We start from the raw sequence: 24,808 nt of genomic DNA, 5'->3' as shown, positions 1-24,808 counted from the left end.
GCCGGCACGGGACCGGCGGTGGTCGCGGGTTCAGTTGAGCAGGGCCCGCGCCGCCAGCGCCTCCCCCCGGACGCGGTCCGCCGCGGCCGGGTCGACCGCCGCGACGATCTCCGCGTACGCCTCCAGTTCGGCCGCGCCCGCCGTGAACTCGCCGCGCTGCACGAGGAGCTGGGCGCGCTCGTAGCGCAGGCGGGCCGGGTGGGAGGGGAGGAGCAGGGCGAGGTCCAGCGCCCACAGGCCGACGTCGGTGCGCTCGGGGCGGGTCGCCGCCCAGGCCCGGACGTTGTTCAGGATGCGCGCGACCACCTCCAGCGTCCCCGCGGGGGTCAGCATGGACGGCTCCAGCGGGCCTCCGGTGGCCCCGGCGACCAGCAGCTCCGCGTCCGGTCCCGTCAGCACCCGGCCCCCGTCGAACGGGTCGGCCAGCACCTGCCCGGCGCCCGGTCCCTCCGGGGCGCCGAAGCCCACGACGAAGTGCCCGGGCAGCGCCACGCCGTACACCGGCGCACCCGCCCGCCGGGCCACCTCGATCCACACCACCGACAGCAGGATCGGCAGTCCGCGCCGCCGCCGCAGCACCTCGTGCAGCAGCGAGGACTCCAGCCGCCGGTAGTCGTCCGGCAGACCGTGGAAGCCGTACCGCTCGCCCAGCAGGTCCCGCAGCGCCACCGCCCACGCGTGCGGCGAGCCCGGCCGGTGGGGCAGCTCGCCCGCCAGCCGGTCCAGCTCGATCTCCACCGCGTCCATGCCCGCCTCGTCGAGCGTGCCGTCGCCCTCCGCGGCCACCAGCAGGCACAGCGCGGACAGGCCGGGCCGCTCGCAGCGCACCTCCTCGGCGAACCGCTCGCGCAGTTCGGCGGAGCGCCCGGGCGGTGGCGGACAGGGGGAGCGCATACCCGGTTCGTGCCCGCTCACGACGTCCCGTCACCCACCGGGGCCGATGAATACGCGGCGGATCCTTCCGATGCGGGTTCCTCCGGTGCGCGGTAGTGGTGGTACGCGTGGTGCGGGGCGAAGCCCAGACGGCCGTACAGCGCCCTCGCGCCCTCGTTGTCCGTCTCGACCTGCAGCCAGGCCGCCGAGGCGCCCTCCTCCAGGGCGCGGGCGGCCAGCGCCGCCATCACGGCCGTGGCCAGGCCCTCCCGCCGCCGCGCCGGATCCACCTCGACCGCCGCGAACCCGGCCCACCGGCCGTCGACCACACACCGTCCGATCGCGGCCGGCGCCTCGGCACCCTCGTCCCCCGGCACGGTCGCGAACCACACCGACGGCTCACCCGGGCGTGGGGCGCCTCCGCCCAGCACCCGCAGGGCCGCTTGACCGACCCCCTTGCGCCGGTACCGCGCCAGCCACGTCCCGTCCGCGTCCCGGGACAGCAGCACCCCGGACGTGTCGTCGCCCAGGTCGGCGACCGGGGCCAGGGCGCCCGTCCACAGCTCGGCGGTCACCTCGCGGACCCACCCGCGCCGCTCCAGCTCGGCGCACAGCAGCTCCTGCGTGCCCTCCGCTCCGGTCGCGGTCTGCACGTACGCCGGCAGTCCCCGGGCCGCGTACCAGCGGCGCACGGCCGTCAGCGCGTCGTCGAGCGGCAGGCCCGGGTCGCCCAGCGGCAGCACGGAGTTGGCCCGCCGCGTGAACCCCGCGGCCGCCCGCAGCTCCCACTCGCCGAGCCGCTCGCTCTCCACCGGCCGCCAGCCCCGCGCGGTGATCCGCGCCAGCTCCTCGTAGGACGCGGCCGGACCGCGCCGACGCGCCGGGGCGGCCGGGACGACCTTGCCCGCGACCAGCGTGGACTCGGCGACGCGGACACTTTCTCCGCTCTTCCTTGTGATCCGCAACACGCCGTTGTCCCATGATGTGAGAACCCCGACCGTGTCGCTGAACTTCTCACCCGAGGGACCATGTTCGATCAAGCTCCTTACGGAGACCCGTTTTCCCACGTCAGCAGCGGTGATGCGGACCTCTAGGCGCCCGGCGGCTGAGATTTCCACAGGTCAGTTCACCCCTCCTGTTCGGATCATGCTCCGGAACGGAGATACTAGGGGCGGGCATCGACGACGCCGCGCTCCCGCGCGCCAGGCGGCGGAGCCTGAGGAGGCCCGCCAGCGCCCTATCGAGGAGGAACGACAGCGTGACCTACGTCATCGCGCAGCCTTGTGTCGACGTCAAGGACAAGGCGTGCATCGAGGAGTGCCCGGTCGACTGCATTTACGAGGGCCAGCGGTCCTTGTACATCCACCCGGACGAATGCGTCGACTGCGGCGCCTGTGAACCGGTCTGCCCGGTCGAGGCCATCTTCTACGAGGACGACACTCCGGAGGAGTGGAAGGACTACTACAAGGCGAACGTCGAGTTCTTCGACGATCTCGGCTCCCCGGGCGGCGCCAGCAAGCTCGGTCTGATCGAGCGGGACCACCCGTTCATCGCCGCGCTGCCGCCGCAGGCCTGACCGCCCCTGAGCGGTCCCGCACCGACGCGTCGCCCTCGGTCCCGTACGGCCCGCCCGCCGTACGGGACCGAGGCGTTCGCCGAACCAGAAAGTGAGCCCCCGCCCGTGTCCGCAGTCTCCGACCGGCTGCCCGCCTTCCCCTGGGACAAGCTGGAGCCGTACAAGAAGACGGCTGCCGCGCACCCCGACGGCATCGTCGACCTCTCGGTCGGCACGCCCGTCGACCCGGTGCCCGAGCACATCCAGAAGGCGCTGATCGCCGCGGCGGACTCGCCGGGCTACCCCACGGTGTGGGGCACCCCGGAACTGCGGGACGCGCTCACCCGCTGGGTGGAACACCGGCTCGGCGGCCGCGGGGTGACCCACCGGCACGTGCTGCCGGTCGTCGGCTCCAAGGAACTCGTCGCCTGGCTCCCCACCCAGCTCGGCCTCGGCCCCGGCGACCAGGTCGCCTTCCCGCGCCTGGCCTACCCGACGTACGAGGTCGGCGCCCGCCTGGCGCGCGCCGAGCACGTGGCGTACGACGACCCGACCGAGCTGGACCCCTCGCGGCTGAAGCTGCTGTGGCTCAACTCGCCGTCCAACCCGACGGGCCGGGTGCTGTCCAAGGAGGAGCTGACCCGGATCGTCGCCTGGGCCCGCGAGCACGGCGTCCTCGTCCTCTCCGACGAGTGCTACATCGAGCTCGGCTGGGAGGCCGACCCCGTCTCGGTGCTCCACCCGGACGTCAACGGCGGCTCCTACGACGGCATCGTCGCCGTCCACTCCCTGTCCAAGCGGTCCAACCTGGCCGGCTACCGCGCCGCGTTCCTGGCCGGCGACCCGGCGGTGCTCGGCCCGCTGCTGCAGATCCGCAAGCACGGCGGCATGATGACCCCGGCGCCCACCCAGGCGGCCGTGGTGGCGGCCCTCGGCGACGACGAGCACGTCCGCGTCCAGCGCGAGCGGTACGCGGCCCGCCGCACCGCCCTGCGCGACGCGCTGCTCGCCCACGGCTTCCGCATCGAGCACAGCGAGGCCAGCCTCTACCTGTGGGCCACGCGCGACGAGTCCTGCTGGGACACCGTCGCCCACCTCGCCGACCGCGGCATCCTGGTCGCCCCCGGCGACTTCTACGGCCCCGCCGGCGACCGCTTCGTCCGCGTGGCCCTGACCGCGACGGACGAACGGGTCCGGGCAGCGGTCACCCGCCTCACCGCCTGACGCACCCCAGGGCCGCTCCGGGCATGCCGAAGGGGCCCGGGGGAGAGGTTCCGGGCCCCTTCGGTTTCGCCGGGGGTCGCCTTCGGCGGAGGGGGTCAGCCGAGAGGCAGGTCCTTGACCGGCAGGTTCTTCGTCGGGCCGCCCTTGCCGAGGGAGTCGGTCGGCAGCTCCTTCACCACCGGCACGGCCTTCTTCACGGTCGTGCCCGCGGCCGGGGCCACCTCGGTCGCGTCCGGGGTGGTCTTGCCGACGCCCCGCGACACGTTGTCCACGGTCTTGCCGGGCGCGCCGTCCAGGGCGCTCAGCCCGAGGTTCGGGGCGGACGGCAGCGCCGGCGCCGCGCTCGCGGAACCGGCCGCACCGACCCCGGCGGCCGCTCCCGCAGCGACGAGCAGCGCGGCACGGGCGATCCGACGGGTCAGGGGGAGGGACATGGTGCTCCTTCGACGGCAGACAACGTTGGTGTCGAGCCGGCCGGTCATGACCGGCCGGCCGGACGCACTGATTACCGCCCGACCGCCGAGAAGGTTGCGCGCGTGTCCGGCAAAGAGTCGGCAATGCGGCGCAATGTCGGACCCGTGCAACGCCTCCGGGTGATCACCCGCACGCCTGCACGGGAACGCCCCGGACTACTGCCCGGTGGTGATCCGCACGGCGTCCGCTTCCGCGTCGGAACCCGCGGACCCCTTGCCGTCCAGTGGCCGCCACTGGCTGTCGGTGTGCCCGGCGACCCACTCCCGGCCGGCGTAAGAAACACTCCGTATGTGCAGCTCGGAGGCGTTGGCCACGGCCCAGTGAGCGAGCTGCCAGCCCCGCGCCCCGGCGTCCCGCCGGTCGCCGGAGACGGTGGTGACCGGCAGCGTCACGGTGCCGTCGCCGGATTCCGCTTCCGTACCGGGCGGCTCCGGTGAGGAGGAAGCCCGCCCCGTGCCGTCGTCCACCTCGGCGCCCGCCGGCTCCAGCACGTCCCGCCCGAAGTCCCGGGCGAGCGCGGCCCGTACCGCGTCCGGGCCCTTCGCCCGGGTGGCCGCCGGACGGCCGTCGCACGTCAGCGTCGCCCCCGAGCGCCCGGTGAGGGCGGCGGCGAGCAGCGTCGCGTCCGGCTCGTGCTTGGCGTACGCCTGCGGGAACCCGCTGCGCTGCACCTTCTGCGCGGCCACGGTGAGCGGCAGCCGGGTGTAGCCAGGCACCTTCTCCAGGTGCTCGTAGAACTTCTCCGACGCGTACGCCGGGTCCATGATCTGCCGCGGCGTCCCCCAGCCCTGCGAGGGGCGCTGCTGGAACAGGCCCAGCGAGTCACGGTCGCCGTAGTCGATGTTGCGCAGGGCCGACTCCTGGAGGGCGGTCGCCAGCGCGATCGTCACGGCCCGCTCGGGCAGGTGGCGCGCGGTGCCCACGGCGGTGATCGTCGCCGCGTTCACCGCCTGCTCGGGGGTGAACTCGTAGGTCGCCCCGTCGCCCTTGCCGGACACGACCTTGCAGCCGGGGCCGCCCGTGCCTCCGGTGACGTACTGCACCACGAGGTAACCGGCGACCGCGGACAGCACCGCGAAGGCCGCGCCGCAGCGGAGCAGACGGCCACGGCGCTTGCGCTGGGGGGTGGGGTACGGCTCTGGCACGCGTACAAGGTACTGGAGAGTACGTTCTTGTGTGAGCCGGGTGTGGACAGTGGGCCCGGGCCCGTCCGCGTTAGGGTCGACGGCATGGCCGACACCCCGCTTGACCTCACGCTGGACGCCGCGCGCCTCACCGCGCAGCTCGTCGACTTCCCCTCCGAGAGCGGCACCGAGAAGCCGCTGGCGGACGCGATCGAGACGGCGCTGCGCGCGCTGCCGCACCTGGCGGTCGACCGGCACGGCAACAACGTCGTGGCCCGCACCCGGCTGGGCCGCCCGGAGCGGGTGATCCTCGCCGGCCACATCGACACGGTCCCGATCGCAGGCAACGTGCCCTCGCGTCTCGACGAGGACGGCGTCCTGTGGGGCTGCGGCAGCTGCGACATGAAGGCGGGCGTCGCCGTCCAGCTGCGCATCGCGGCCACCGTTCCCGAGCCCAACCGCGACCTCACCTTCGTCTTCTACGACAACGAGGAGGTCGCCGCCGACCTCAACGGCCTGGGGCACGTCGCCGAGGCGCACCCCGACTGGCTGGAGGGTGACTTCGCGGTCCTCCTGGAGCCCTCCGACGGGCAGGTCGAGGGCGGTTGCCAGGGCACCCTGCGCGTGCTGCTGAAGACCTCCGGCGAGCGCGCCCACTCCGCGCGCGGCTGGATGGGCTCCAACGCCATCCACGCCGCCGCCCCCATCCTCCGGCGCCTCGCCGAATACGAGCCCCGGTGGCCGGTCATCGACGGCCTGGAGTACCGCGAGGGCCTCAACGCGGTCGGCATCTCCGGAGGCGTCGCCGGCAACGTCATCCCCGACGAGTGCGTCGTCACCGTGAACTTCCGCTACGCCCCCGACCGCACCGAGGAGGAGGCCGTGGCGCACGTCCGGGAGGTCTTCGCCGACTGCGGCGTCACCGAGTTCGTCGTCGACGACCACAGCGGCGCGGCCCTTCCCGGCCTGTCCCACCCGGCCGCGGCGGCCTTCATCGAGGCGGTCGGCGGCACCCCGCAGCCCAAGTACGGCTGGACCGACGTCTCCCGTTTCTCCGCGCTGGGCGTCCCCGCCGTGAACTACGGCCCCGGCAACCCTCACCTGGCCCACAGGCGGGACGAACGCGTCGACACCGCCAAGATCCTCGCGGGGGAGGAGCGGCTGCGGTCCTGGCTGACCGCCTGACGCCCGTACGGGCGAGCGCGCGTTTGGAACGCTCTCCCGTGGACATGCTGACGTCCCCCGCACGTAACCCGCGTAGATCTACGCTGAGGCGGTACGACCTGGCAAACGGAGGGAGCGCACATGGCTACGGGCAACCCTGAGGGGAAGCGGCAGCCGCCGGAGGAGAAGCGCCTGGGGCCGGTCCTCCGCCGGCGCGGTCAGGTGGACTCCAGCACCACCGACCAGCGGCTGCTGGACGAGCGCGCGCCGAGCGACTGGGTGCACACCGACCCCTGGCGGGTGCTGCGCATCCAGTCGGAGTTCATCGAGGGCTTCGGCACCCTGGCGGAACTCCCGCCCGCGATCAGCGTCTTCGGCTCCGCCCGCACCCCCGCGGACTCGCCCGAGTACGACGCGGGGGTGCGGCTCGGCCGCGGCCTGGTCGAGGCGGGCTTCGCCGTCATCACCGGCGGCGGCCCCGGCGCCATGGAGGCGGCCAACAAGGGCGCCCTGGAGGCCGACGGCGTCTCGGTCGGCCTCGGCATCGAGCTGCCCTTCGAGCAGGGCCTGAACCGGTACGTCGACATCGGTCTGAACTTCCGGTACTTCTTCGTCCGGAAGATGATGTTCGTCAAGTACGCGCAGGGCTTCGTCGTCCTGCCCGGCGGCCTAGGCACGCTCGACGAGCTCTTCGAGGCGCTCACCCTGGTGCAGACCCAGAAGGTCACCCAGTTCCCCATCGTGCTGTTCGGCACGGAGTACTGGGGCGGCCTCGTCGACTGGCTGCGGTCCACGGTGATCGCCCAGGGCAAGGCGGCCGAGAAGGACCTGCTGCTGTTCCACGTCACGGACGACGTGGACGAGGCCGTGGCCCTGGTCTCCAAGGAAGCGGGCCGCTAGACGCCCGCGGGGGCGGCCGGGGAGGGGTCCCCGCCGCCCCGGTTCCCGTCACGCCAGCCCGCGCCGCGCCACCGCCGGCTCCCGGTCCCCGGCGATCGACGACACCATGTCCAGCACCTGACGCGTCTCGGCGACCTCGTGCACCCGGTAGACCTGGGCGCCCAGCCACGCCGACACCGCCGTCGTCGCGAGCGTCCCCACCACCCGCTCCTTCACGGGGCGGTCCAGCGTCTCGCCGACGAAGTCCTTGTTCGACAGCGACACCAGCACGGGCCAGCCGGTGGCCACCATCTCGCCGAGCCGCCGGGTCGCCTCCAGGCTGTGCCGGGTGTTCTTGCCGAAGTCGTGCCCCGGGTCGATCATCACCGACTCCCGCCGCACCCCCAGCTCCACCGCCCGCTCGGCCAGCCCCAGGGTCACGTCGAGGATGTCCGCCATCACGTCGTCGTACGTCACCCGGTGCGGCCGGGTCCGCGGCTCGGCCCCGCCCGCGTGCGTGCACACCAGCCCCGCGCCGTACCGCGCGGCCACCTCGGCCAGACGCGGGTCCACCCCGCCCCACGCGTCGTTCAGCACGTCCGCGCCCGCCTCGCACACGGCCTCGCCGACCTCGTGCCGCCAGGTGTCCACGCTGATCACCACGTCCGGGAAGCGGCGGCGCACCTCGGCCACGAAACCGACCGTCCGCCGTACCTCCTCCTCGGCCGACACCTCCTCGCCGGGTCCCGCCTTCACCCCTCCTATGTCGATGATCGCGGCGCCCTCGGCCACCGCCTGCTCCACCCGCGCGAGCGCCGGCTCGTCGCGGAAGGTGGCGCCCTGGTCGTAGAAGGAGTCCGGGGTCCGGTTCACGATCGCCATGATCACCCGCTCGTGCGGTGCGAATTCCCGCCTGCCCAGCCTGAGCATCCCCTGGAACCTCTCCTCGTCCGGCCGTCCGGACCGCCTCCGTCCGCCCGGCGGTCCCGACTGTCAGACTCGCATGGCACGATCGGAGCCACACATCCGACTCCGACTCATCCGACCGTGGGGGCCCCGGCGATGGTTATGTTCCTGTTCCTGGTCGTCGCGCTGGCCGTCGTGGTGGGCGCGGTGACCCTCGCCGTGGTGGGCGGCGGCGACAACGCCCCGCTGCCCGAGGCGGCGCCGGAGCGGCTCCAGGACTCCCTGCCGCCCGACCGTCCGGTCAGCCGCGCGGACGTCGACCGCCTGCGCTTCCCGCTCGCCGCCCGCGGCTACCGCATGGCGGACGTGGACGACGCCCTCGGCCGCCTCGCCGCCGAGCTCGCCGAGCGGGACGCCCGCATCGCCGACCTGGAGTCCGCGCTGGCCGGCGCCCGCGCCGCCGCGGCACACCTGTCCATGGACAAGCCCGCCTCGCACCCGGAGGACGAACAGCGGTGAGTGACCCCGCCGGCGAGACGCCGCTCGGCCCTGACGGCCTGCCCCGCTGCCCCTGGGCGCTGTCCGCCCCGGACTACCTCGCCTACCACGACGGGGAGTGGGGCCGCCCGGTGCACGGCGACGACGCCCTCTTCGAGCGCCTCAGCCTGGAGGCCTTCCAGTCCGGGCTGTCGTGGATCACCATCCTGCGCCGCCGCCCCGGCTTCCGCGCCGCCTTCGCGGACTTCCGCATCGAGGACGTCGCCGCCTTCACCGACGCCGACCGCGAGCGCCTGCTGGCCGACCCGGGCATCATCCGCAACCGCGCCAAGATCGACGCCACGCTGGCCAACGCGCGGGTGCTGGCCGGCTGGAAGCCCGGAGAACTGGACACCCTGATCTGGTCCCACGCCCCCGAGGAGCCCGGCCCGGCCCCCCGCACCCTCGCGGACGTCCCCGCGGTGACGAAGGAGTCCACGGCCCTCGCCAGGACCCTCAAGAAACAGGGCCTCCGCTTCGTGGGCCCCACGACGGCCTACGCGCTGATGCAGGCCTGCGGCCTGGTCAACGACCACCTGCAGACCTGCGCGGCAAGGGGATAGGGGCGCGGGGAACTGCGCGACGGGCCACGACGAAGCCGCACCCGCGACCCCGCCGTGGCCCGCCCCACCTCACCGCCCCAGATACTTCGGCTTCTCCTTGTTCACGAACGCCCGCACAGCGATCGCGTGATCCTCGGAGGACCCCGCCCGGGTCTGCAGCTCGTCCTCCTTCTCCAGCGTCTCCTCCAGAGAGTGGCTCATCCCGAACGCCACGGACTCCTTCAGCGCCGCATACGCGACCGTCGGCCCCTGGGCCAGCCCCCGCGCCACCTTCTCGGCCTCCGCCCGCAGCTCGCTCCCCGGCACCACCCGGTTCGCGATCCCCAGCTCGTACGCCTCCTGCGCGGAGATGTTCCGCGGGAACAGCAGCAGGTCCGTCGCACGGCTCGGCCCGATCACCCGCGGCAGCGTCCAGGAGATGCCGGAGTCCGCGGTCAGCGCGACCCCCGCGAACGACGTGTTGAACGTCGCCGTCTCCGCGACGATCCGGTAGTCCGCGGCCAGCGCGAACCCGAACCCGGCCCCCGCCGCCACGCCGTTCACGGCGGCCACCACCGGCTTCGGCGCACCCGCGATCGCCTGCACGATCGGGTTGTAGTGCTCGCGCACCGTGGACATGGTCTGCCCCGACCCGTTCTCCCGGTCGGCGGCCAGCAGCCCGATGTGCTCCTTGAGGTCCTGCCCGACGCAGAACGCCCGCTCGCCGGCCGCCGTCAGCAGCACCGCCCGTACGGCCTCGTCGTCCGCGGCGGCCCTGACCGCGTCCCGGAGGGCGACCTTCGCGGCGACGTTCAGCGCGTTCATCGCCTCGGGGCGGTTCAGCGTGATCGTCGCGAGTCCGTCGCTCACCTCGTAGAGCACGGTGTCGGCCATGGTCGTATCCCTCCGTGTGCGGCTCGGGACGTACTGGTGAGTACATCCTCTTCCGGAGGACAGCATGACCCAGTTCAGGGGCCCCGGCGGACGGCCTCGGTGTGACCTGCGTCAAACATTTGTGTCGGGATTCCGGAGCCCGAATGTCCATGCGAGGACGCAGTATGGCAGCCACATCGCCGAATTGAGTGGTTTTGCTCGCGTGCGTTGCCCAAGCGATGCCTGCTGATGTTGGTCATCGGGTCCCGCCATGCGGGATAATGGCCTGGAAGCAATGTGTTCGATGCCGGTGGCGTGTGTCCTGCTTCAAGGACCGCAGGTGCCCTTCAGTGGGCCGTCGGCTTAGACGGTTGAGCTGGGTTTCAGGAAGGGGAACGAGCATGGCGGCCATGAAGCCGCGGACGGGTGATGGCCCGCTCGAGGTGACCAAGGAGGGGCGGGGCATCGTCATGCGCGTTCCGCTCGAAGGCGGCGGTCGGCTCGTCGTCGAGCTGACCCCGGACGAGGCCGACGCGCTCGGCGACGCCCTCAAGAAGGTCGTCGGCTGACGCGGAAGCGACCATACCCTTTCAGCCGCCCCGGTGCCGCACGCGGTGCCGGGGCGGCTGTTTGCGCACACGTCCGGGGGAACGGCGTCGGAGGATTGCCGTGACACGGCAGGTCACCGCTTCACGGCGCACAGCAGCCCGTCCCCCACGGGCAGGAGCGACGACACCAGCTCCTGGCTCTCGCGAACGGTCCGCACGAGCTCCCGCAGCCGCAGCACCTCCGTCGGCTGGGGGCCGGAGTCCACGGTGCGCCCGTTCGCGAAGACGCCTTCGAAGGCGACCAGGCCTCCAGGGCGCAGAAGACGCAACGATTCGGCGAGATAGTCCTGGTACTCCTGCCGGTCGCCGTCGCAGAACACCAGGTCGTAGCCCGAGTCCGCGAGACGCGGCAGCACGTCCAGGGCCGGGCCGGGGATGAAGCGGGCCCGGTTGCCGGCGAAACCGGCCTCACGGAAGGCCTGCCGGGCCGACTGCTGGTGCTCCGGCTCCTGGTCGACCGTCGTCAGCACCCCGTCCGGGCGCATGCCGTGCAGCAGATGGATCCCCGACACGCCGCAGCCCGTGCCGATCTCCGCGACCGCCTTGGCGTCCACGCTGGCGGCGAGCAACCGCAGGGCCGCGCCCGTGCCGGGCGACACCGAGCGCAGGCCGGCCTCGCGGGCCCGGTCGCGGGCCCAGCGCAGCGCCTCGTCCTCGGCGACATAGGCGTCGGCGAACGCCCAGCTCGTCTGCCGGTTGGCGGTAATGACCCTCTCCTGTCCCCGTGGTTGCCTGGGCGTGACTGTATCCGTTGGCGTCGGGAACCCGCAGATGGGACCAGTCGTTCAAAGGAGAAGAGAGAGGCGCGTGCCGGGAAGGGGGGCGAGGAGTGGACGAGGACGCCGAGCAAGTGCGGGCGCAGTCGTACGAGCCGTGGCAGCCCGAATCAAATTCTCGTAAAACCGCTTATCCGGAGCTAACGGGCGAGGTGGCTATGGTAGGGGCTCCACTGGACACCACCAGAGCCGACAGGGGAGGTGCGGCTGCGCCTGTGGATCGTGCGGGAGTGCTGCGGCGCTTCCTCGGATCGGCAGGCAGGCCGAAATCCGTGAACAACACCGCTGCTGACCATGACCGCGCCGGCGACCCGGCCCAGACCGCGACCTTCTCCGGCGACGCGGACGGGCAGGCGTGGACTCCGCCCACGTGGGAGGAGATCGTCAGCATGCACAGCGGCCGGGTGTACCGGCTCGCCTACCGTCTCACGGGCAACCAGCACGACGCCGAGGACCTCACGCAGGAGGTCTTCGTCCGTGTCTTCCGCTCCCTGTCGACGTACACGCCGGGCACCTTCGAGGGCTGGCTGCACCGCATCACCACGAACCTCTTCCTGGACATGGTCCGCCGCAAGCAGCGCATCCGCTTCGACGCGCTCGGCGAGGACGCGGCCGAGCGGCTCGCCAGCAAGGAGCCCTCGCCGCAGCAGGTCTTCAACGACGCGCACTTCGACGCCGACGTCCAGCAGGCCCTCGACACGCTCGCCCCGGAGTTCCGCGCCGCCGTCGTCCTGTGCGACATCGAAGGACTGTCGTACGAGGAGATCGCGGCCACCCTGGGCGTGAAGCTCGGCACCGTCCGGTCCCGTATCCACCGCGGCCGTTCCCAGCTGCGCAAGGCCCTCGCGCACCGTTCGCCCAAGGCGCGCGCGGACCGCCCCTCCTTCGTGCCGCGTGTCCCCGCACTGGGGGGAGGGGGCGCGAGCGCGTGAGCAGTTCACTGCCGAAGTCCCCCGAGGGACACCTCGCGGAGCATCATCTGGGAGACCGGCTCGCCGCCCTCGTGGACGGGGAACTCGGTCATGACGCGCGTGAGCGCGTACTGGCGCATGTCGCCACCTGCGCCAAGTGCAAGGCGGAGGTGGACGAACAGCGCCGCCTGAAGAACGTGTTCGCGGCCGCCGCGCCGCCGCCGCCCTCCGAGAGCCTTCTGGCGCGCCTGCAAGGGCTGCCCGCCGGAAGCGGATTCGGCGACGGAGGCTCACCGCTGGGCGGCTCCGCGCTGCCGGGCGGCTCCACCGCCGGAGTCTTCGGGACGCGGCGCGGCGAGCGCTTCGAGTTCGCCTACGCGCCCGTGCGGCGTCACCAGCCCGCGGCCGCCGCAGCGGGCCTCGCCGCCGCCCGGCCGTCCTCGCGCGGGCTGCGGCTCGCGTTCGTCGCCGCCGGCGCGGTGTCGCTGGCCGCGATCGCCCTCGGCGGCGTCTCCACCGTCACCCCGGTCGACGCGGAGACGCGCGGCCAGGGCAAGGGGAGCAACGTGACACCGGTGCGCACGCAGGGCGGGGGCGCGGCCACCACGCCGGACCCCCGGCGCCGAGGCGTCGGCCCGCTGCTCGGACAGGCGGCCGGCGGTCACAGCGCGCTCGGCTCGGGTCCCGTCGTCCCCACCGGCGTCGCGGCCCCGCTGCTGCCCGGCATCCCTTCGCCCGCGCAGGGCGGCGCCGCGGCGGTGTCCCCGCACATACGCCCGCTGAACCCGGCCCCGCCGTTCGGACTGGGCGCATGGGCGTCGGCGGCCGGGCTGAAGAGCCCCGGCCTGGTCACGGCCGCGCCGTCACCGGCGCCCTCGCCCACGCACAGCGCGCGGGCCGCCCGCTGACCGGGCCCCTGCGCGGGGGCGCGCGAACCTGATTAGATTCCGGGTGGCGCGCCCGGGCCCACTGCGGCCGGGCGCCGAGCCGGGCTCCACCGCACTGGGCGGACCGGAGCACGGTGCCGACGATCCGTGCCGGTCCAGCCGTGGGGAGAGCATGAACGAGGGGAAGCCGGGCACGCCTGGGGCGTCCGAAGGACCCGACGGCGACTTCGTACTCGCCCGCCCGGAGCGGCCTGACGGCGACTACGAACTACCTCGCCCTCACGACGCGACGGCTTCCACCCCGGCGGCCGGCGTGCCCGACGGCGGTGCACCGGACCCGCGGCGCCGGGGCGGCACATCCGCGGACGCCTCCGAGCCCGCCCCCGCGCAGAGCGCGGACACCCCCGCCTCCACCCCCGCCCCGGGCGCCGACGCCCTCGCCCACCCCCAGCCCCTCCACGACCCCGACCCCTACAGCACCCCGCCCTACGGGGAGCCCGGGCCGTGGGCTCCTGCCCCGCCTGTGCAGCATCCGGCGGCCACCCCGGCGCACGGAGTGGCCGTGGGCGTGCCTCCGGTGCCGCACGAGGCCGCCCCGGCCGCCCCCGTCACGCCGGCCGCCCCCGTCGCCCAGGACGCCCCCGCCACGCCGGTGACCGACCTCTGGGCGCGGTACGACCCCTGGGCGGCTCCGGCGGCCGTCGCCCCGTTGCAGCAGGCCGACCCCGTCGAGGAGGACGTGCGACGCCGACGCGGTCGCCGCAGGCGCGCGCTGGCCGGCGGCGCCCTGGTCATCGCCCTCGTGTCCGGCGTCGCCGGCGGTGTCGTCGGCGTACAGCTGGAGCGGAACGGCGGCATCGGCGCCGTGGAGCTGCCGCAGGCCGGTGTGGAGGCGCCCGACCGGGACCCCGACAGCGTCGCCGGGATCGCCGCGCAGGCGCTGCCCAGCGTCGTCACCCTGCACGTCAGCGGCGGCGGCAAGGCCGGCACGGGCACCGGCTTCGTGCTGGACGACCGGGGCCACATCCTCACCAACGACCACGTCGTCGAGCCCGCCGGGGAGGACGGCGACATCACCGTCACCTTCCACAGCGGCGACACCGCCGAGGCGACCGTCGTCGGCCGGGACAGCGGCTACGACCTCGCCGTCGTACGGGTCAAGGGCGTCCGCGGGCTCGCCCCCCTGCCGCTCGGCAACTCGGACAACGTGCGGGTCGGCGACCCCGTCGTCGCCATCGGCGCCCCCTTCGACCTGGCCGGCACCGTCACCTCCGGCATCATCAGCGCCCGCGAGCGGCCCATCACCGCCGGCGGCGAGAAGGGCGACGGCAGCGACGTGTCGTACGTCGACGCCCTGCAGACCGACGCACCCATCAACCCCGGCAACTCCGGCGGACCGCTGCTCGACGGCAAGGGCCGGGTGATCGGCATCAACTCGGCCATCCGCTCGGCCGACGGCGGGCTCGACCCGGAGGGCGGCCAGTCCGGCTCGATAGGGCTCGGCTTCGCCATCCCGATCAACCAGGGCAAGCGGGTCGCCGAGGAGCTGATCGAGACCGGCAAGGCCACGCACCCGGTGATCGGCATCACCCTCGACATGGAGTACAGCGGCGACGGCGCCCGGGTGGCGGCCGAGGGCAGCGACGGCGGACCCCCGGTCAGCACGGGCGGCCCCGGCGCCGAGGCGGGCATCCGCCCCGGCGACGTCATCACGAAGGTCGACGGCCGCCCCGTGCACTCCGGCGAGGAACTGATCGTCAAGACCCGCGCCCACCGCCCCGGCGACCGGCTGGAGCTGACCCTGGAGCGGGGCGGCGAGGAGCGCACGGTGTCCCTGGTGCTCGGCTCCTCCGACGACGGCTGATCCTCCGACGGCGGCCGACTCACGACCGGTCCGACGCCGCCGGGACGCCGGGACGGTACCGGTGGCGCCGGAGGTCCGGGTACCGTGGACCCGGCCCGGACCACGGAGGGCGAACGACCGGCACCGAGGGCCGAGGACCGAAGGCATCGCGAGGAGCTTCAGGTGTTCAATGACATAGGACCGCTCGAGCTGGTGACGCTCATCGTCCTCGCCGTGCTCATCTTCGGTCCGGAGAAGCTCCCCAAGGTCATCCAGGACGTGACCCGCACGATCCGGAAGATCAGGGACTTCTCGGAGAGCGCCAAGCAGGACATCCGGCAGGAACTGGGCCCGGAGTTCAAGGACTTCGAGTTCGAGGACCTCAACCCCAAGACGTTCATCCGCAAGCAGCTGGACAACGACGACCTGGGGCTGAAGGAGATCCGCAACGGCTTCGACCTGAAGAAGGAGATGGCCGAGGTCACGGACGCCGTCCACGGGCGCGACACCGACCCGTCGCCCTCACCCGCCGCCCCCGGCGGCCGGGTGGACATGACGAAGAAGCCCGAGACGCCGGCCGCCGACGACCGCCCGCCCTTCGACATGGACGCCACCTGACCGGTCCCCGGGGCGTGCGCCGGCGCGTACGTGACGCGTTTCATACTCCACCCGAGCTGCGGACGGCCTGATCCGGGCGCCCGAACGCCTCACGCGCCGGGCGGTTTCCCTGCCTGTGGCGGCAGGATGGTTATGCTGCCGAGTTGTTGTGCGGAACGGACGAGTACGCCCGAAAGGGGGGCGGGCCGTCCGGTCCGACGAGAGCGAGGAGGCGTCCGGGCACATGGAGACGACGAGTTCGGCAGTCGCGCAGGCGCCGGCCGCGGAGGACGGACAACCAGTCCCCTCCGCCCGGCGTACGGTCGACGGCTACCTGCGTGCGCCCTTCCCCTGGTACGGCCTCGACGAGGCCTTCACGGGGCCGCGCTGGCTGATGCAGGTCGGCCTCTCGGCCGACGGGGCCGTGGAGCACGGATCGGTCGGACACGGCGACGAGCCGTCCGTCCGCAGCGAGTTCGCGGCCGGGGGCGACCAGGACGCCAAGGAGAAGTTCGCGGTCGTGGTGACCGTGGCGGCCAACCCGGTCCGCCGCAGCGCCGACGGCACGGGACTGCTGGAGGCCACCTCGGTGTCCTCCGCCGCCTGGCTCGCCGGGGTGGGGCTGCTGTCCTTCACCTGGCCCGGCCAGATGGACCACTCCCTGCGCGACGACTGGCTGGAGCAGCAGACGGAGACCGCCTGGGTGCTGGCGGACGACCTGGAGGGCGAGGACTGGTCGACACTCTCCCTGCCCGTGGACGGCGTGCCCACGCCGTTCCACTACCGGGAGTCCGAGTACGGCTGGGTGCTCGCCGGATCCACCCAGGCCGGTGTCCACGTCGGCGCGTACGGCCGGGGGATGAGCGCGTACGGGCTGGGGTTCGCCGTGGTGAAGGACATCGCCGCCTACCAGGGCTGAGCGAGCCGCCCGAGAACGCCGGAGGGCGCCGTCCGCAGCGGACGGCGCCCTCCGGCGTGCGCACGGGCCTCAGAACTTGTTGCGCGGGGTGATCCCCAGGGACATGCCCGACAGACCGCGCTGACGGCCGCCCAGCTTGCCCGCGATGGAGCGCAGCGCCGAGCCCGCAGGGGACTCCGGGTCGGACAGCACCACGGGCTTGCCCTCGTCGCCGCCCTCGCGCAGCCGCACGTCGATCGGGATGGCGCCCAGCACCGGCACGTTGGCGCCGGTGGTGCGGGTCAGGCCCTCGGCGACGGTCTGGCCGCCGCCGGTGCCGAACACGTCGACCATCTCGCCGCAGTGCGGGCACGGCAGCCCCGACATGTTCTCGACCACGCCGACGATCTTCTGGTGCGTCTGCACCGCGATGGAGCCCGCGCGCTCGGCCACCTCGGCCGCGGCCTGCTGCGGGGTCGTGACGACCAGGATCTCCGCGTTCGGCACGAGCTGCGCGACCGAGATCGCGATGTCACCGGTGCCGGGCGGCAGGTCGAGCAGCAGCACGTCCAGGTCGCCCCAGTACACGTCGGCCAGGAACTGCTGGAGCGCGCGGTGCAGCATCGGGCCGCGCCACACCACGGGCGCGTTGCCCGGGGTGAACATGCCGATGGAGATCACCTTCACGCCGTGCGCCGACGGCGGCATGATCATGTTCTCGACCTGGGTGGGACGCCCGTCGGCGCCGAGCATGCGCGGCACCGAGTGGCCGTAGATGTCGGCGTCCACGACACCGACCTTCAGGCCGTCGGCCGCCATCGCCGCCGCCAGGTTCACCGTCACCGAGGACTTGCCGACGCCGCCCTTGCCGGACGCCACGGCGTACACCCGGGTGAGGCTGCCCGGCTTGGCGAAGGGCACCTCGCGCTCGGTCTGGCCGCCGCGCAGGGCGCTCGCCAGCTCCTTGCGCTGCTCGTCGCTCATCACGTCCAGCGTCACGTCGACCCGCGTCACGCCCTCGACGCGGGACACCGCGTCCGTCACGCGCTGCGTGATGGTGTCGCGCATGGGACAGCCGGAAACCGTCAGGTACACGGTGACCGCGACCGCACCGTCCGCACCGATCTCCACCGATTTGACCATCCCGAGCTCGGTGATGGGCCGGTTGATCTCGGGGTCGTTCACCGTCGCCAGTGCTTCGCGCACCGCGTCTTCCGTAGCCATAAGGACGATGGTACGGCTCCGGGTACACCCGCCGGTAAGGACGTCAGCGGTCGTCTGCGTCACGTCCCGGCGGGTGTTCCGCCCGCATCGCCGGATGCGTACCGTGATGGTCCTTGTGGCCGTTCTGCCGGATCTCCAGCTCCTTGACCAGGTCCTCCAGCTCGGAGCGGATCCAGTCCCGGGTGGCCACCTCGCCGAGCCCGATCCGCAGCGCGGCGACCTCACGGGTCAGATACTCGGTGTCGGCGATCGACCGCTCGTTCTGCTTGCGGTCCTGCTCCAGGTTGACCCGGTCGCGGTCGTCCTGCCGGTTCTGCGCGAGGAGGATCAGCGGGGCCGCGTAGGAGGCCTGGAGGGACAGCGCCAGGGTCAGGAAGATGAACGGGTATTCGTCGAACCGCAGCTCCTTCGGGGCGGACACGTTCCACAGCACCCACAGGATGATGACGACCGTCATCCAGACGATGAACCGCCCGGTGCCCAGGAAACGCGCGATGCGCTCCGAGAGCCGGCCGAAGGCGTCCGGGTCCCACTCGGGCAGGATCCGGCGCCGGGGAGGACGCGGCTGGTCCAGCCGCGGCGCACGCGGCCGTCCCGCCGCCGTGGCCCCGGCCAGGGTCCGCTCGCGCACGTCGCGCTCACCCGCCATCGGGCACCTCCCCCTCCTCCAGGTGGAACTCGGTCTCCCGCCAGTCCCCCGGCAGCATGTGGTCCAGGACGTCGTCCACGGTCACCGCGCCCAGCAGCGACCCGGCCTCGTCGACCACCGGCGCCGCCACCATGTCGTACGTGGCGAAGAACCCGGCGACCACGGGCAGCGTCGCCTCCGGGTCCAGCGGCCGCAGGTCGTCGTCGAGCATCGAGCCGACCAGCGTGTAGGGGGGATCACGCAGCAGCCGCTGGAAGTGCACGGTGCCCAGGTACTTGCCGGTCGGGGTCTCCTCCGGCGGCCGGCACACGTACACCTGGGCCGCGTGCGCGGGCGACAGGTCGGGCTCGCGGATCCGGGCGAGCGCGTCCGCGACGGTCGCGTCCGGCCGCAGGATGATCGGCTCGGTGGTCATCAGACCGCCCGCCGTGTGCTCCTCGTACGACATCAGGCGGCGCATGTCGGCCGCGTCCGCGGGCCGCATCAGGCTCAGCAGGCGCTCCTTGTCCGCCTCCGGCAGTTCGCCCAGCAGGTCGGCCGCGTCGTCGGGGTCCATCGCCTCCAGGACGTCCGCGGCCCGCTCCTCCGCGAGGACGCCCAGGACCTCGATCTGGTCGTCCTCGGGCAGCTCCTCCAGGACGTCCGCGAGCCGGTCGTCGTCCAGGGCGGCGGCCACCTCGGCCCGCCGCTTGGGGGACAGGTGGTGCAGCACGTTGGCCAGGTCGGCGGGGCGCAGCTGCTCGAAGGTGGCGAGCAGGTTCTCCGCGCCCTGCCCGTCCTCCTCCAGCGAGAACCCGGTGACGGCGGACCACTCCACGGTCAGCGTCTCGCCCTTGCCGCGCCGGAACGCGCCGCCCTTCTTCCCCTTGCGCACGAAGACCCGGTCGATCTCCCACTCGCGCCGCGCCTGCAGTTGATGCACCGACAGGTCCAGGACGGTGACCTCCTCGCCGGACTCCACGAGGGTGACGCGCCGGTCGAGCAGCTCCCCGAACACCAGCCGCTCGGTGGGCCGCTGCTCGAAGCGGCGGACGTTGAGCACCCCGGTGGTGATGACCTGGCCGGCCTGCACGGAGGTCACCCGGGTCATCGGCAGGAAGATGCGGCGCCGGGTGGAGAGTTCGACCACCAGGCCGAGCAGCCGGGGCGGACGGCGGCCGGGACGCAGGATGACGACGAGATCGCGCACGCGGCCCACCTGGTCGCCCGCCGGGTCGAAGACGGCGACACCGGAGATGTGGGAGACGAAGAACCGGGGTGCGCCCGATGCCATTCCGGCGGCTCCTTTGCGTGCGTGCGGAAGTGTTCCGTGCCGTGTACTGCCTGGTGCGTCTGTTTTCCGGATTGCCCGCTCGGACGGGCTTCAGGCTAGCCCGTCCCGATCGGTGCCGCGCTGGCGGCCGGTCCGGACGGACTGACTCCGTCCGGCCCCACCGGCCCCGGTACTCTGCGGTATTCCGTTCAGGTCCCCCGTCAGAGAGGCAGCCCACCTGTGATTCCGATCTCCCCGGGCCGTTCCCGCAGGGCCACGCTGGCCGGCGCCGTGTGCGCGCTGCTCGTGGCGGGGACGGCGCTCACGGGATGCTCCGAGGATCCGAACGAGGGAACGAACGGCGTCGGCAGACTTCCCGCCGACCAGATCCAGACCAAGGCGCAGAAGGCGGCCGCGTCCGTCGGCACCGTGCGGCTGCACGGCTCGGTGCGGACCAGCGGCCGCACCTACACCCTCGACATGCGGCTGAAGCCCCAGGGCGGCATCGGCTCGGTCAGCACCCAGGGGGAGACCTTCCGGCTGCTGCGGGTCGGCCAGGAGCTCTATCTGAAGGCCGACGCCGCCTTCTGGGGGAAGGGCGGCGACGGGGACGGCGACTCCAAGGCGGCGGACAAGCTCGCCTCGAAGTACGTCAAGGTGCCCAAGGGCGACCCCTCGTACACCAAGTTCATCGGATTCACCGACAAGGACGTGCTGCTCGGCGGACTGCTCACGCTGCACGGCGAGCTCGGCACGGACGGCCACCACGAGCAGGACGGGACCCGCACCGTCCGGGTCACCGGCGACGACGGCGCCGGCGGCACCCTGGACGTCTCCCTCGAGGGCAAGCCGTACCCGCTGCGGCTGGTGCGCGCCGGGGAGGCCGGCACCCTCACCTTCTCCTCCTGGGGCGCCGACTTCCCGCTGGAGAAGCCCGCCAAGGACGACACCCTCGACTACGGCAAGCAGCTCCCGACGTCCTGACCGCCCCGGAAGTCAGCCGCGCCGCCTGCGCCTCGCCAGCAGGCGCGGCAGCCCGGCGGGCAACGGCGTCCGGGTCGTCGCCGGGGTGGGCAGGGGAGCCGCGGAGAGGTCGCCGTCGGGCAGCGCGCCCGTCGCGCCGGTCGGTTCCAGACGCAGCACCCGGCACTCGCGGGCCCAGCGCTCCGGCATGGCCTCGCCGTCGGGGGCGTTGAGCCGCTTGCCCTTGAGACCGTCGACGGCCGCCGTCCACTCCTCGGAGCCGGAGGCCAGTTCGCGGACCGTCGCGGTCCAGGTGACCAGCCGGCCGCCCTTGTCCTTGCTGCGCACCGTCACCTCGGCCCGCGCCCCGTCGGCGAGGCCCGTCAGGGGCTGTTCGCCGGGGCCGTCGCCGACCACGCAGGCGGCGCCCTCGTGCCACACGTGCCACAGCGGTCGGGCCGGGACGCCGGGTCCCTCGACCCAGATGAGGCCGGACTTCTTCGAGGCCTCCTCGATGAGGGCCCGGTCGAGCAGCTCGCCAGTCATGCGCCCAGCCTATCCAGGCGGGGGAGGCCGTCTCAGAGCCAGCCGTTGCGCTTGAGCGTGCGGTGGATGCCGAGGCAGATGGCGACCGTGACGCCGAGCACCACCGGGTAGCCGTACTTCCAGTGGGTTTCCGGCATGTAGTCGAAGTTCATGCCGTACACCCCGCAGACCATGGTCGGGACGGCGATGATCGCGGCCCACGAGGTGATCTTGCGCATGTCCTCGTTCTGCGCGACGGACGCCTGCGCGAGGTTGGCCTGGAGGATGGAGTTCAGCAGCTCGTCGAAGCCGATGACCTGCTCCTGCACCCGGGCCACGTGGTCGGCGACGTCGCGGAAGTACTTCTGGATCTCCGGGTCGATCAGCCGCATCGGCCGCTCGCTGAGCAGCTGCATCGGGCGCAGCAGCGGCGCCACGGCCCGCTTGAACTCCAGCACCTCGCGCTTGAGCTGGTAGATCTCACCGGCGTCGGTGCCGCGCGGGGTGCCCTTGCGGCCGGGGGAGAAGACCTTGGTCTCGACCTCGTCGATGTCGTCCTGCAGGGCGTCGGCGACCGCGATGTAGCCGTCCACCACGTGGTCGGCGATGGCGTGCAGCACGGCAGAGGGGCCTTTGGCCAGCAGCTCCGGGTCGTCCTGGAGGCGGTGGCGCAGGGCGCGAAGGGAGCCCTGGCCGCCGTGCCGGACGGTGATGAAGAAGTCCCGTCCGGTGAAGCACATGACCTCGCCGGTCTCCACGATCTCGCTGGTGGAGGAGACGCGGTCGTGGTCGAGGTAGTGGACGGTCTTGAAGACCGTGAACAGGGAGTCGTCGTAGCGCTCCAGCTTGGGCCTCTGGTGCGCCTGGACGGCGTCCTCCACGGCCAGCGGGTGCAGCCCGAACTCGGCGGCGATTCCCGCGAATTCGGCCTCCGTGGGCTCGTGGAGGCCGATCCAGACGAAGCCCCCGTCGCGGCGCACCCGGCGCATCGCGTCCTGAGGGCTGAGCGGGCCGCCCCCGGTGTCCTGGCGGCGGCCGTCCCGGTAGACGGCGCAGTCGACGACGGCGGTGGCCGCCGCACGCTCCCGCGAGGTCTCGTACGGGCCGCTCTCCTTGCGGAGCGAGATGCGGGAGGCGGGACGGACCACGGCGCGCAGGTCGCGGATCATCGACATGGCGGGCTCCTTCGCGAACGGGCAACGAAAGGCGCCGGGGCGACGGGTGGAACAACCCGGAATGAGGACGTCCTGGACTGCGCATGTTTGGCACGTCCACAAAGCGGGGAGCACCGCACCGTCGCGGTGGCGAGCTTCGTCGCTGATACAGCTACTGGGGCAGATCAGTCAGAACGAAACGAGTGCTCTTCCGATGAAGACGCGCGAAGCGAAAGGCGGGAGCCGAAAGGGGAACAGCTACCTCAGCGGGCGGAAGAGCGGGTGATACTGCACGGTCGACTTCGGTCCATGCCAGCCCCACCTCCTCCGGCCGGTCCCTCGTGAGGGACGATCGCGATCCCCTGGGGGATTCCCCCGATGAGCGGGGAGTGTCACACAGGCGTTCAGGCAGTGTCGGAACGCTTGACGCGTGCTGCCCGAACCACCGGCCAAGCGTATCAGCCGACTGCTGTGTCAAGGCTCTGCTTTGCCCGGTACTGACGAGTTCTATGCTCGCCGCATGGCTGATGTTCTTCCTCTGGTCGAGGCCCGGCTGCGCAGCGCGCTGGGCGAACCGGACGCGCGCGCCGCGGTCACCTTTCTGGGCACGGACCGCATCGAGGTGCTGCGGTTCCACGAGGGGGACATCGTGCGCTACGCGACCCTCGGCATGTCCGCCCGGCCCATGACGGACCCCACGGCCGTGATCGCGGACCCGGTCGCCGGACCCCGCGCCGAGCTGGTGCTGTCCGTGCGCGGCGGCGTCGCCGACACCGACAAGGCGCTCCGTCCGCTCGCCGTACTCGCCGCGTCCCCGCAGGTCGAGGGGCTCGTCGTGGCCCCCGGCGCCTCGCTGGACGTGGGGGAGCCGCTGTGGCCGGGCGCCCCGTTCACCTCGGTGCTGGTCGCCGAGCCGGGCGGCCTGGTGGAGGACCTCGAACTCGACGCGCCCCTGGAACCGGTGCGCTTCCTGCCGCTGCTGCCGATGACGCCGAACGAGGCCGCCTGGAAGCGTGTGCACGGCGCCCAGGCGCTCCAGGAGCGGTGGCTGAACCACGGCACGGACCTCAGGGACCCGTCCCGGAAATCCGTGCCGCTGGACTAGCGCCCGAGTGAGGAACCTCACCAACCCCGTTCCGGGCACACTCAGTTGGCGAGGACGCCCACGCCGTCCTCGGTGGCGTGCCCGGGCCGGAGCTCCTCGGCCTCGGCGGTGAGCGCCCGGCGCCGCACCAGCACCACCAGCGCGCCCAGCACCGCTGTCACCGCGGCGACCGTGAACGGCATGTGGATGTCGCTCCACTCCTCGATCTTCGGTGCGAGGAACGGCGCGGCCGCTGCCGCGAACCAGCGCACGAAGTTGTACCCGGCGCTCGCCACCGGGCGCGGCGCGTCCGACACCCCGAGCGCCAGTTCCGTGTACACCGTGTTGTTCACGCCGATCAGCGCGCCGGACAGCACGGTGCACACGACGGCCGTGGTGTGGCCGCCGTGGCCGAGCACCAGCACGTCCACGGCCAGCAGCACCAGCGAACCGCCCAGCACCCGCAGCGAGCCGAGCCGCTTCTGCAGCCGCGGGGCCACGATCACCGAGAACACGGCGAGCAGCACGCCCCAGGCGAAGAACACCGCGCCGGACCGGTAGGGGGACATGTTCAGCACGAACGGCGTGAAGGCCAGCACGGTGAAGAACGTGTAGTTGTAGAAGAACGCCGAGACGGCCGTGGAGGCAAGGCCGCCGTGGCCGAGCGCCTTGACCGGGTCCAGCAGGGAGGTCCTGCGGGCCGGCCGGGGCTGCTCCTTCAGGAACGCGGCGATGCACAGGAAGCCGACGGCCATCAGGGCGGCCGTGCCGAAGAAGGGGTAGCGCCAGCTCGCGTCGCCGAGCAGCGCGCCCACCAGCGGGCCGCAGGCCATGCCCAGGCCCAGGGCGGACTCGTACAGCAGGACGGCGGCCGCGCTGCCGCCGGCCGCCGCGCCGACGATGACGGCGAGGGCGGTCGAGACGAACAGCGCGTTGCCCAGTCCCCAGCCGGCGCGGAAGCCGACCAGCTCACCGACCGACCCCGACGTGCCCGAGAGCCCGGCGAAGACCACGACGAGCGCGAGCCCGAGCAGCAGTGTCCTGCGCCCGCCGATGCGGCTGGAGACGAAGCCGGTCACCAGCATCGCCAGCGCGGTGATCAGGAAGTACGAGGTGAAGAGCAGGGAGACCTGTCCCGCTGTCGCGTCGAGGCCCTGGGCGATGGACGGCAGGATGGGGTCGACGAGGCCGATGCCCATGAAGGCGACGACGGACGCGCCGGCGGTCGCCCACACGGATTTCGGCTGCCTGAGGATGCTGCCCGATCCCGTGTCGATGGGGTCCAT

General features: G+C 72.8%; 27 protein-coding genes. 14 read left to right on the top strand and 13 right to left on the bottom strand.

What is annotated here, in order from left to right:
- Positions 1-30: 30 nt before the first annotated feature.
- Both ELQ39_RS10445 and ELQ39_RS10440 read right to left on the bottom strand, forming a co-directional pair.
- A complete protein-coding gene (locus ELQ39_RS10445) occupies positions 31-894 on the bottom strand; it encodes a transglutaminase-like domain-containing protein (protein WP_242591714.1) in 864 nt (287 codons plus the stop codon).
- Positions 895-911: 17 nt separating this feature from the next.
- Positions 912-1,991: a GNAT family N-acetyltransferase gene (locus tag ELQ39_RS10440; protein WP_242591713.1), complete on the bottom strand. Its 1,080-nt coding sequence runs from the start codon at positions 1,989-1,991 to the stop codon at positions 912-914.
- 140 nt (positions 1,992-2,131) lie between these two features.
- Here ELQ39_RS10440 and fdxA point away from each other — a divergent pair, with 140 nt between their 5' ends.
- Positions 2,132-2,449 carry a ferredoxin gene (gene fdxA / locus ELQ39_RS10435; RefSeq protein ID WP_055572727.1) on the top strand — a complete coding sequence of 106 codons (318 nt, stop codon included), beginning with the start codon at positions 2,132-2,134 and terminating at the stop codon, positions 2,447-2,449.
- 105 nt (positions 2,450-2,554) lie between these two features.
- Positions 2,555-3,652: a bifunctional succinyldiaminopimelate transaminase/glutamate-prephenate aminotransferase gene (locus ELQ39_RS10430; RefSeq protein WP_190002465.1), complete on the top strand. Its 1,098-nt coding sequence runs from the start codon at positions 2,555-2,557 to the stop codon at positions 3,650-3,652.
- A 95-nt stretch (positions 3,653-3,747) separates the two neighbouring features.
- Here the strand turns inward: ELQ39_RS10430 and ELQ39_RS10425 are convergent, their stop codons facing one another.
- A complete protein-coding gene (locus ELQ39_RS10425; protein ID WP_190002466.1) occupies positions 3,748-4,086 on the bottom strand; it encodes an ATP-binding protein in 339 nt (112 codons plus the stop codon).
- Positions 4,087-4,281: 195 nt separating this feature from the next.
- Positions 4,282-5,271 (bottom strand): heavy metal transporter, encoded by a 990-nt coding sequence (locus ELQ39_RS10420; protein ID WP_337663001.1) that lies wholly within the window; start codon positions 5,269-5,271, stop codon positions 4,282-4,284.
- A gap of 84 nt (positions 5,272-5,355) precedes the next feature.
- On the opposite strand from ELQ39_RS10420, the gene dapE reads away from it, so the two are divergent.
- Together dapE and ELQ39_RS10410 are read left to right on the top strand one after the other, a co-directional pair.
- Entirely contained in the window at positions 5,356-6,435 is a 1,080-nt protein-coding gene (gene dapE, locus ELQ39_RS10415) for a succinyl-diaminopimelate desuccinylase (protein WP_242591712.1), read from the top strand.
- A 120-nt stretch (positions 6,436-6,555) separates the two neighbouring features.
- Positions 6,556-7,314 carry a TIGR00730 family Rossman fold protein gene (locus ELQ39_RS10410; protein ID WP_190002468.1) on the top strand — a complete coding sequence of 253 codons (759 nt, stop codon included), beginning with the start codon at positions 6,556-6,558 and terminating at the stop codon, positions 7,312-7,314.
- 48 nt (positions 7,315-7,362) lie between these two features.
- On the opposite strand, the gene folP is transcribed toward ELQ39_RS10410, so the two are convergent.
- A complete protein-coding gene (folP, locus tag ELQ39_RS10405) occupies positions 7,363-8,223 on the bottom strand; it encodes a dihydropteroate synthase (RefSeq protein ID WP_190002469.1) in 861 nt (286 codons plus the stop codon).
- 132 nt (positions 8,224-8,355) lie between these two features.
- On the opposite strand from folP, the gene ELQ39_RS10400 reads away from it, so the two are divergent.
- Together ELQ39_RS10400 and ELQ39_RS10395 are read left to right on the top strand one after the other, a co-directional pair.
- Positions 8,356-8,718, top strand: a complete 363-nt coding sequence (locus ELQ39_RS10400; protein WP_190002470.1) for a DivIVA domain-containing protein — start codon at positions 8,356-8,358, stop codon at positions 8,716-8,718.
- The gene (locus ELQ39_RS10395) at positions 8,715-9,299 is read left to right on the top strand and encodes a DNA-3-methyladenine glycosylase I (RefSeq protein WP_337663000.1); all 585 of its coding nucleotides are present in this window, start codon (positions 8,715-8,717) and stop codon (positions 9,297-9,299) included. Before ELQ39_RS10400 ends, ELQ39_RS10395 begins: the two co-directional genes overlap by 4 nt.
- A 69-nt stretch (positions 9,300-9,368) precedes the next feature.
- Here the strand turns inward: ELQ39_RS10395 and ELQ39_RS10390 are convergent, their stop codons facing one another.
- Positions 9,369-10,172, bottom strand: a complete 804-nt coding sequence (locus ELQ39_RS10390; protein ID WP_190002472.1) for an enoyl-CoA hydratase/isomerase family protein — start codon at positions 10,170-10,172, stop codon at positions 9,369-9,371.
- A gap of 380 nt (positions 10,173-10,552) precedes the next feature.
- Between ELQ39_RS10390 and ELQ39_RS10385 the strand changes: the two genes are divergently transcribed.
- Positions 10,553-10,720 carry a DUF3117 domain-containing protein gene (locus ELQ39_RS10385; RefSeq protein ID WP_003966491.1) on the top strand — a complete coding sequence of 56 codons (168 nt, stop codon included), beginning with the start codon at positions 10,553-10,555 and terminating at the stop codon, positions 10,718-10,720.
- Between the two features lie 113 nt (positions 10,721-10,833).
- Here ELQ39_RS10385 and ELQ39_RS10380 read toward each other — a convergent pair whose 3' ends face one another.
- A complete protein-coding gene (locus ELQ39_RS10380; RefSeq protein WP_337662547.1) occupies positions 10,834-11,532 on the bottom strand; it encodes an O-methyltransferase in 699 nt (232 codons plus the stop codon).
- A 275-nt stretch (positions 11,533-11,807) separates the two neighbouring features.
- On the opposite strand from ELQ39_RS10380, the gene sigE reads away from it, so the two are divergent.
- The 5 genes from sigE (at position 11,808) to ELQ39_RS10355 (ending at position 16,692) form a co-directional block, all read left to right on the top strand.
- The gene (gene sigE / locus ELQ39_RS10375; protein ID WP_093766907.1) at positions 11,808-12,467 is read left to right on the top strand and encodes an RNA polymerase sigma factor SigE; all 660 of its coding nucleotides are present in this window, start codon (positions 11,808-11,810) and stop codon (positions 12,465-12,467) included.
- Positions 12,464-13,354: an anti-sigma factor family protein gene (locus tag ELQ39_RS10370; RefSeq protein ID WP_242591711.1), complete on the top strand. Its 891-nt coding sequence runs from the start codon at positions 12,464-12,466 to the stop codon at positions 13,352-13,354. The genes sigE and ELQ39_RS10370 overlap by 4 nt, the downstream gene beginning before the upstream one ends.
- 151 nt (positions 13,355-13,505) lie before the next feature.
- The gene (locus tag ELQ39_RS10365) at positions 13,506-15,197 is read left to right on the top strand and encodes a S1C family serine protease (protein ID WP_242591710.1); all 1,692 of its coding nucleotides are present in this window, start codon (positions 13,506-13,508) and stop codon (positions 15,195-15,197) included.
- A 162-nt stretch (positions 15,198-15,359) separates the two neighbouring features.
- Positions 15,360-15,794 (top strand): sec-independent translocase, encoded by a 435-nt coding sequence (locus ELQ39_RS10360; RefSeq protein WP_190002475.1) that lies wholly within the window; start codon positions 15,360-15,362, stop codon positions 15,792-15,794.
- A 223-nt stretch (positions 15,795-16,017) separates the two neighbouring features.
- Positions 16,018-16,692, top strand: a complete 675-nt coding sequence (locus ELQ39_RS10355) for a hypothetical protein (protein WP_190002476.1) — start codon at positions 16,018-16,020, stop codon at positions 16,690-16,692.
- Between the two features lie 69 nt (positions 16,693-16,761).
- Here the strand turns inward: ELQ39_RS10355 and ELQ39_RS10350 are convergent, their stop codons facing one another.
- From ELQ39_RS10350 to ELQ39_RS10340, 3 genes are read right to left on the bottom strand one after another with little or no spacing between them, the layout of a single operon-like run.
- Positions 16,762-17,895, bottom strand: a complete 1,134-nt coding sequence (locus tag ELQ39_RS10350; RefSeq protein ID WP_189900948.1) for a P-loop NTPase — start codon at positions 17,893-17,895, stop codon at positions 16,762-16,764.
- A 43-nt stretch (positions 17,896-17,938) separates the two neighbouring features.
- Positions 17,939-18,544, bottom strand: a complete 606-nt coding sequence (locus tag ELQ39_RS10345; protein ID WP_190002477.1) for a DUF1003 domain-containing protein — start codon at positions 18,542-18,544, stop codon at positions 17,939-17,941.
- Positions 18,534-19,817, bottom strand: a complete 1,284-nt coding sequence (locus ELQ39_RS10340; RefSeq protein WP_190002478.1) for a magnesium transporter MgtE N-terminal domain-containing protein — start codon at positions 19,815-19,817, stop codon at positions 18,534-18,536. Before ELQ39_RS10340 ends, ELQ39_RS10345 begins: the two co-directional genes overlap by 11 nt.
- A gap of 219 nt (positions 19,818-20,036) precedes the next feature.
- Between ELQ39_RS10340 and ELQ39_RS10335 the strand changes: the two genes are divergently transcribed.
- Complete coding sequence (locus tag ELQ39_RS10335) at positions 20,037-20,780, top strand: hypothetical protein (RefSeq protein ID WP_225629228.1); 744 nt, start codon at positions 20,037-20,039, stop codon at positions 20,778-20,780.
- A 12-nt stretch (positions 20,781-20,792) separates the two neighbouring features.
- On the opposite strand, the gene ELQ39_RS10330 is transcribed toward ELQ39_RS10335, so the two are convergent.
- Together ELQ39_RS10330 and ELQ39_RS10325 are read right to left on the bottom strand one after the other, a co-directional pair.
- A complete protein-coding gene (locus ELQ39_RS10330) occupies positions 20,793-21,305 on the bottom strand; it encodes a hypothetical protein (RefSeq protein ID WP_190002480.1) in 513 nt (170 codons plus the stop codon).
- Between the two features lie 32 nt (positions 21,306-21,337).
- On the bottom strand, positions 21,338-22,459 hold the full coding sequence (locus tag ELQ39_RS10325; protein ID WP_190002481.1) for a magnesium and cobalt transport protein CorA: 1,122 nt from the start codon (positions 22,457-22,459) through the stop codon (positions 21,338-21,340).
- A gap of 499 nt (positions 22,460-22,958) precedes the next feature.
- Here ELQ39_RS10325 and ELQ39_RS10320 point away from each other — a divergent pair, with 499 nt between their 5' ends.
- Positions 22,959-23,543 carry a suppressor of fused domain protein gene (locus ELQ39_RS10320; RefSeq protein ID WP_225629229.1) on the top strand — a complete coding sequence of 195 codons (585 nt, stop codon included), beginning with the start codon at positions 22,959-22,961 and terminating at the stop codon, positions 23,541-23,543.
- A 41-nt stretch (positions 23,544-23,584) separates the two neighbouring features.
- Here the strand turns inward: ELQ39_RS10320 and ELQ39_RS10315 are convergent, their stop codons facing one another.
- Positions 23,585-24,808: an MFS transporter gene (locus ELQ39_RS10315; protein WP_242591709.1), complete on the bottom strand. Its 1,224-nt coding sequence runs from the start codon at positions 24,806-24,808 to the stop codon at positions 23,585-23,587.

The sequence above is a fragment of the Streptomyces sp. GB4-14 genome (assembly GCF_022696125.1).
Lineage (GTDB): Bacteria > Actinomycetota > Actinomycetes > Streptomycetales > Streptomycetaceae > Streptomyces > Streptomyces werraensis.
The sequence above is the reverse complement of the archived record's forward strand: the minus strand, read 5'-3'. Positions and strand labels throughout refer to the sequence as shown.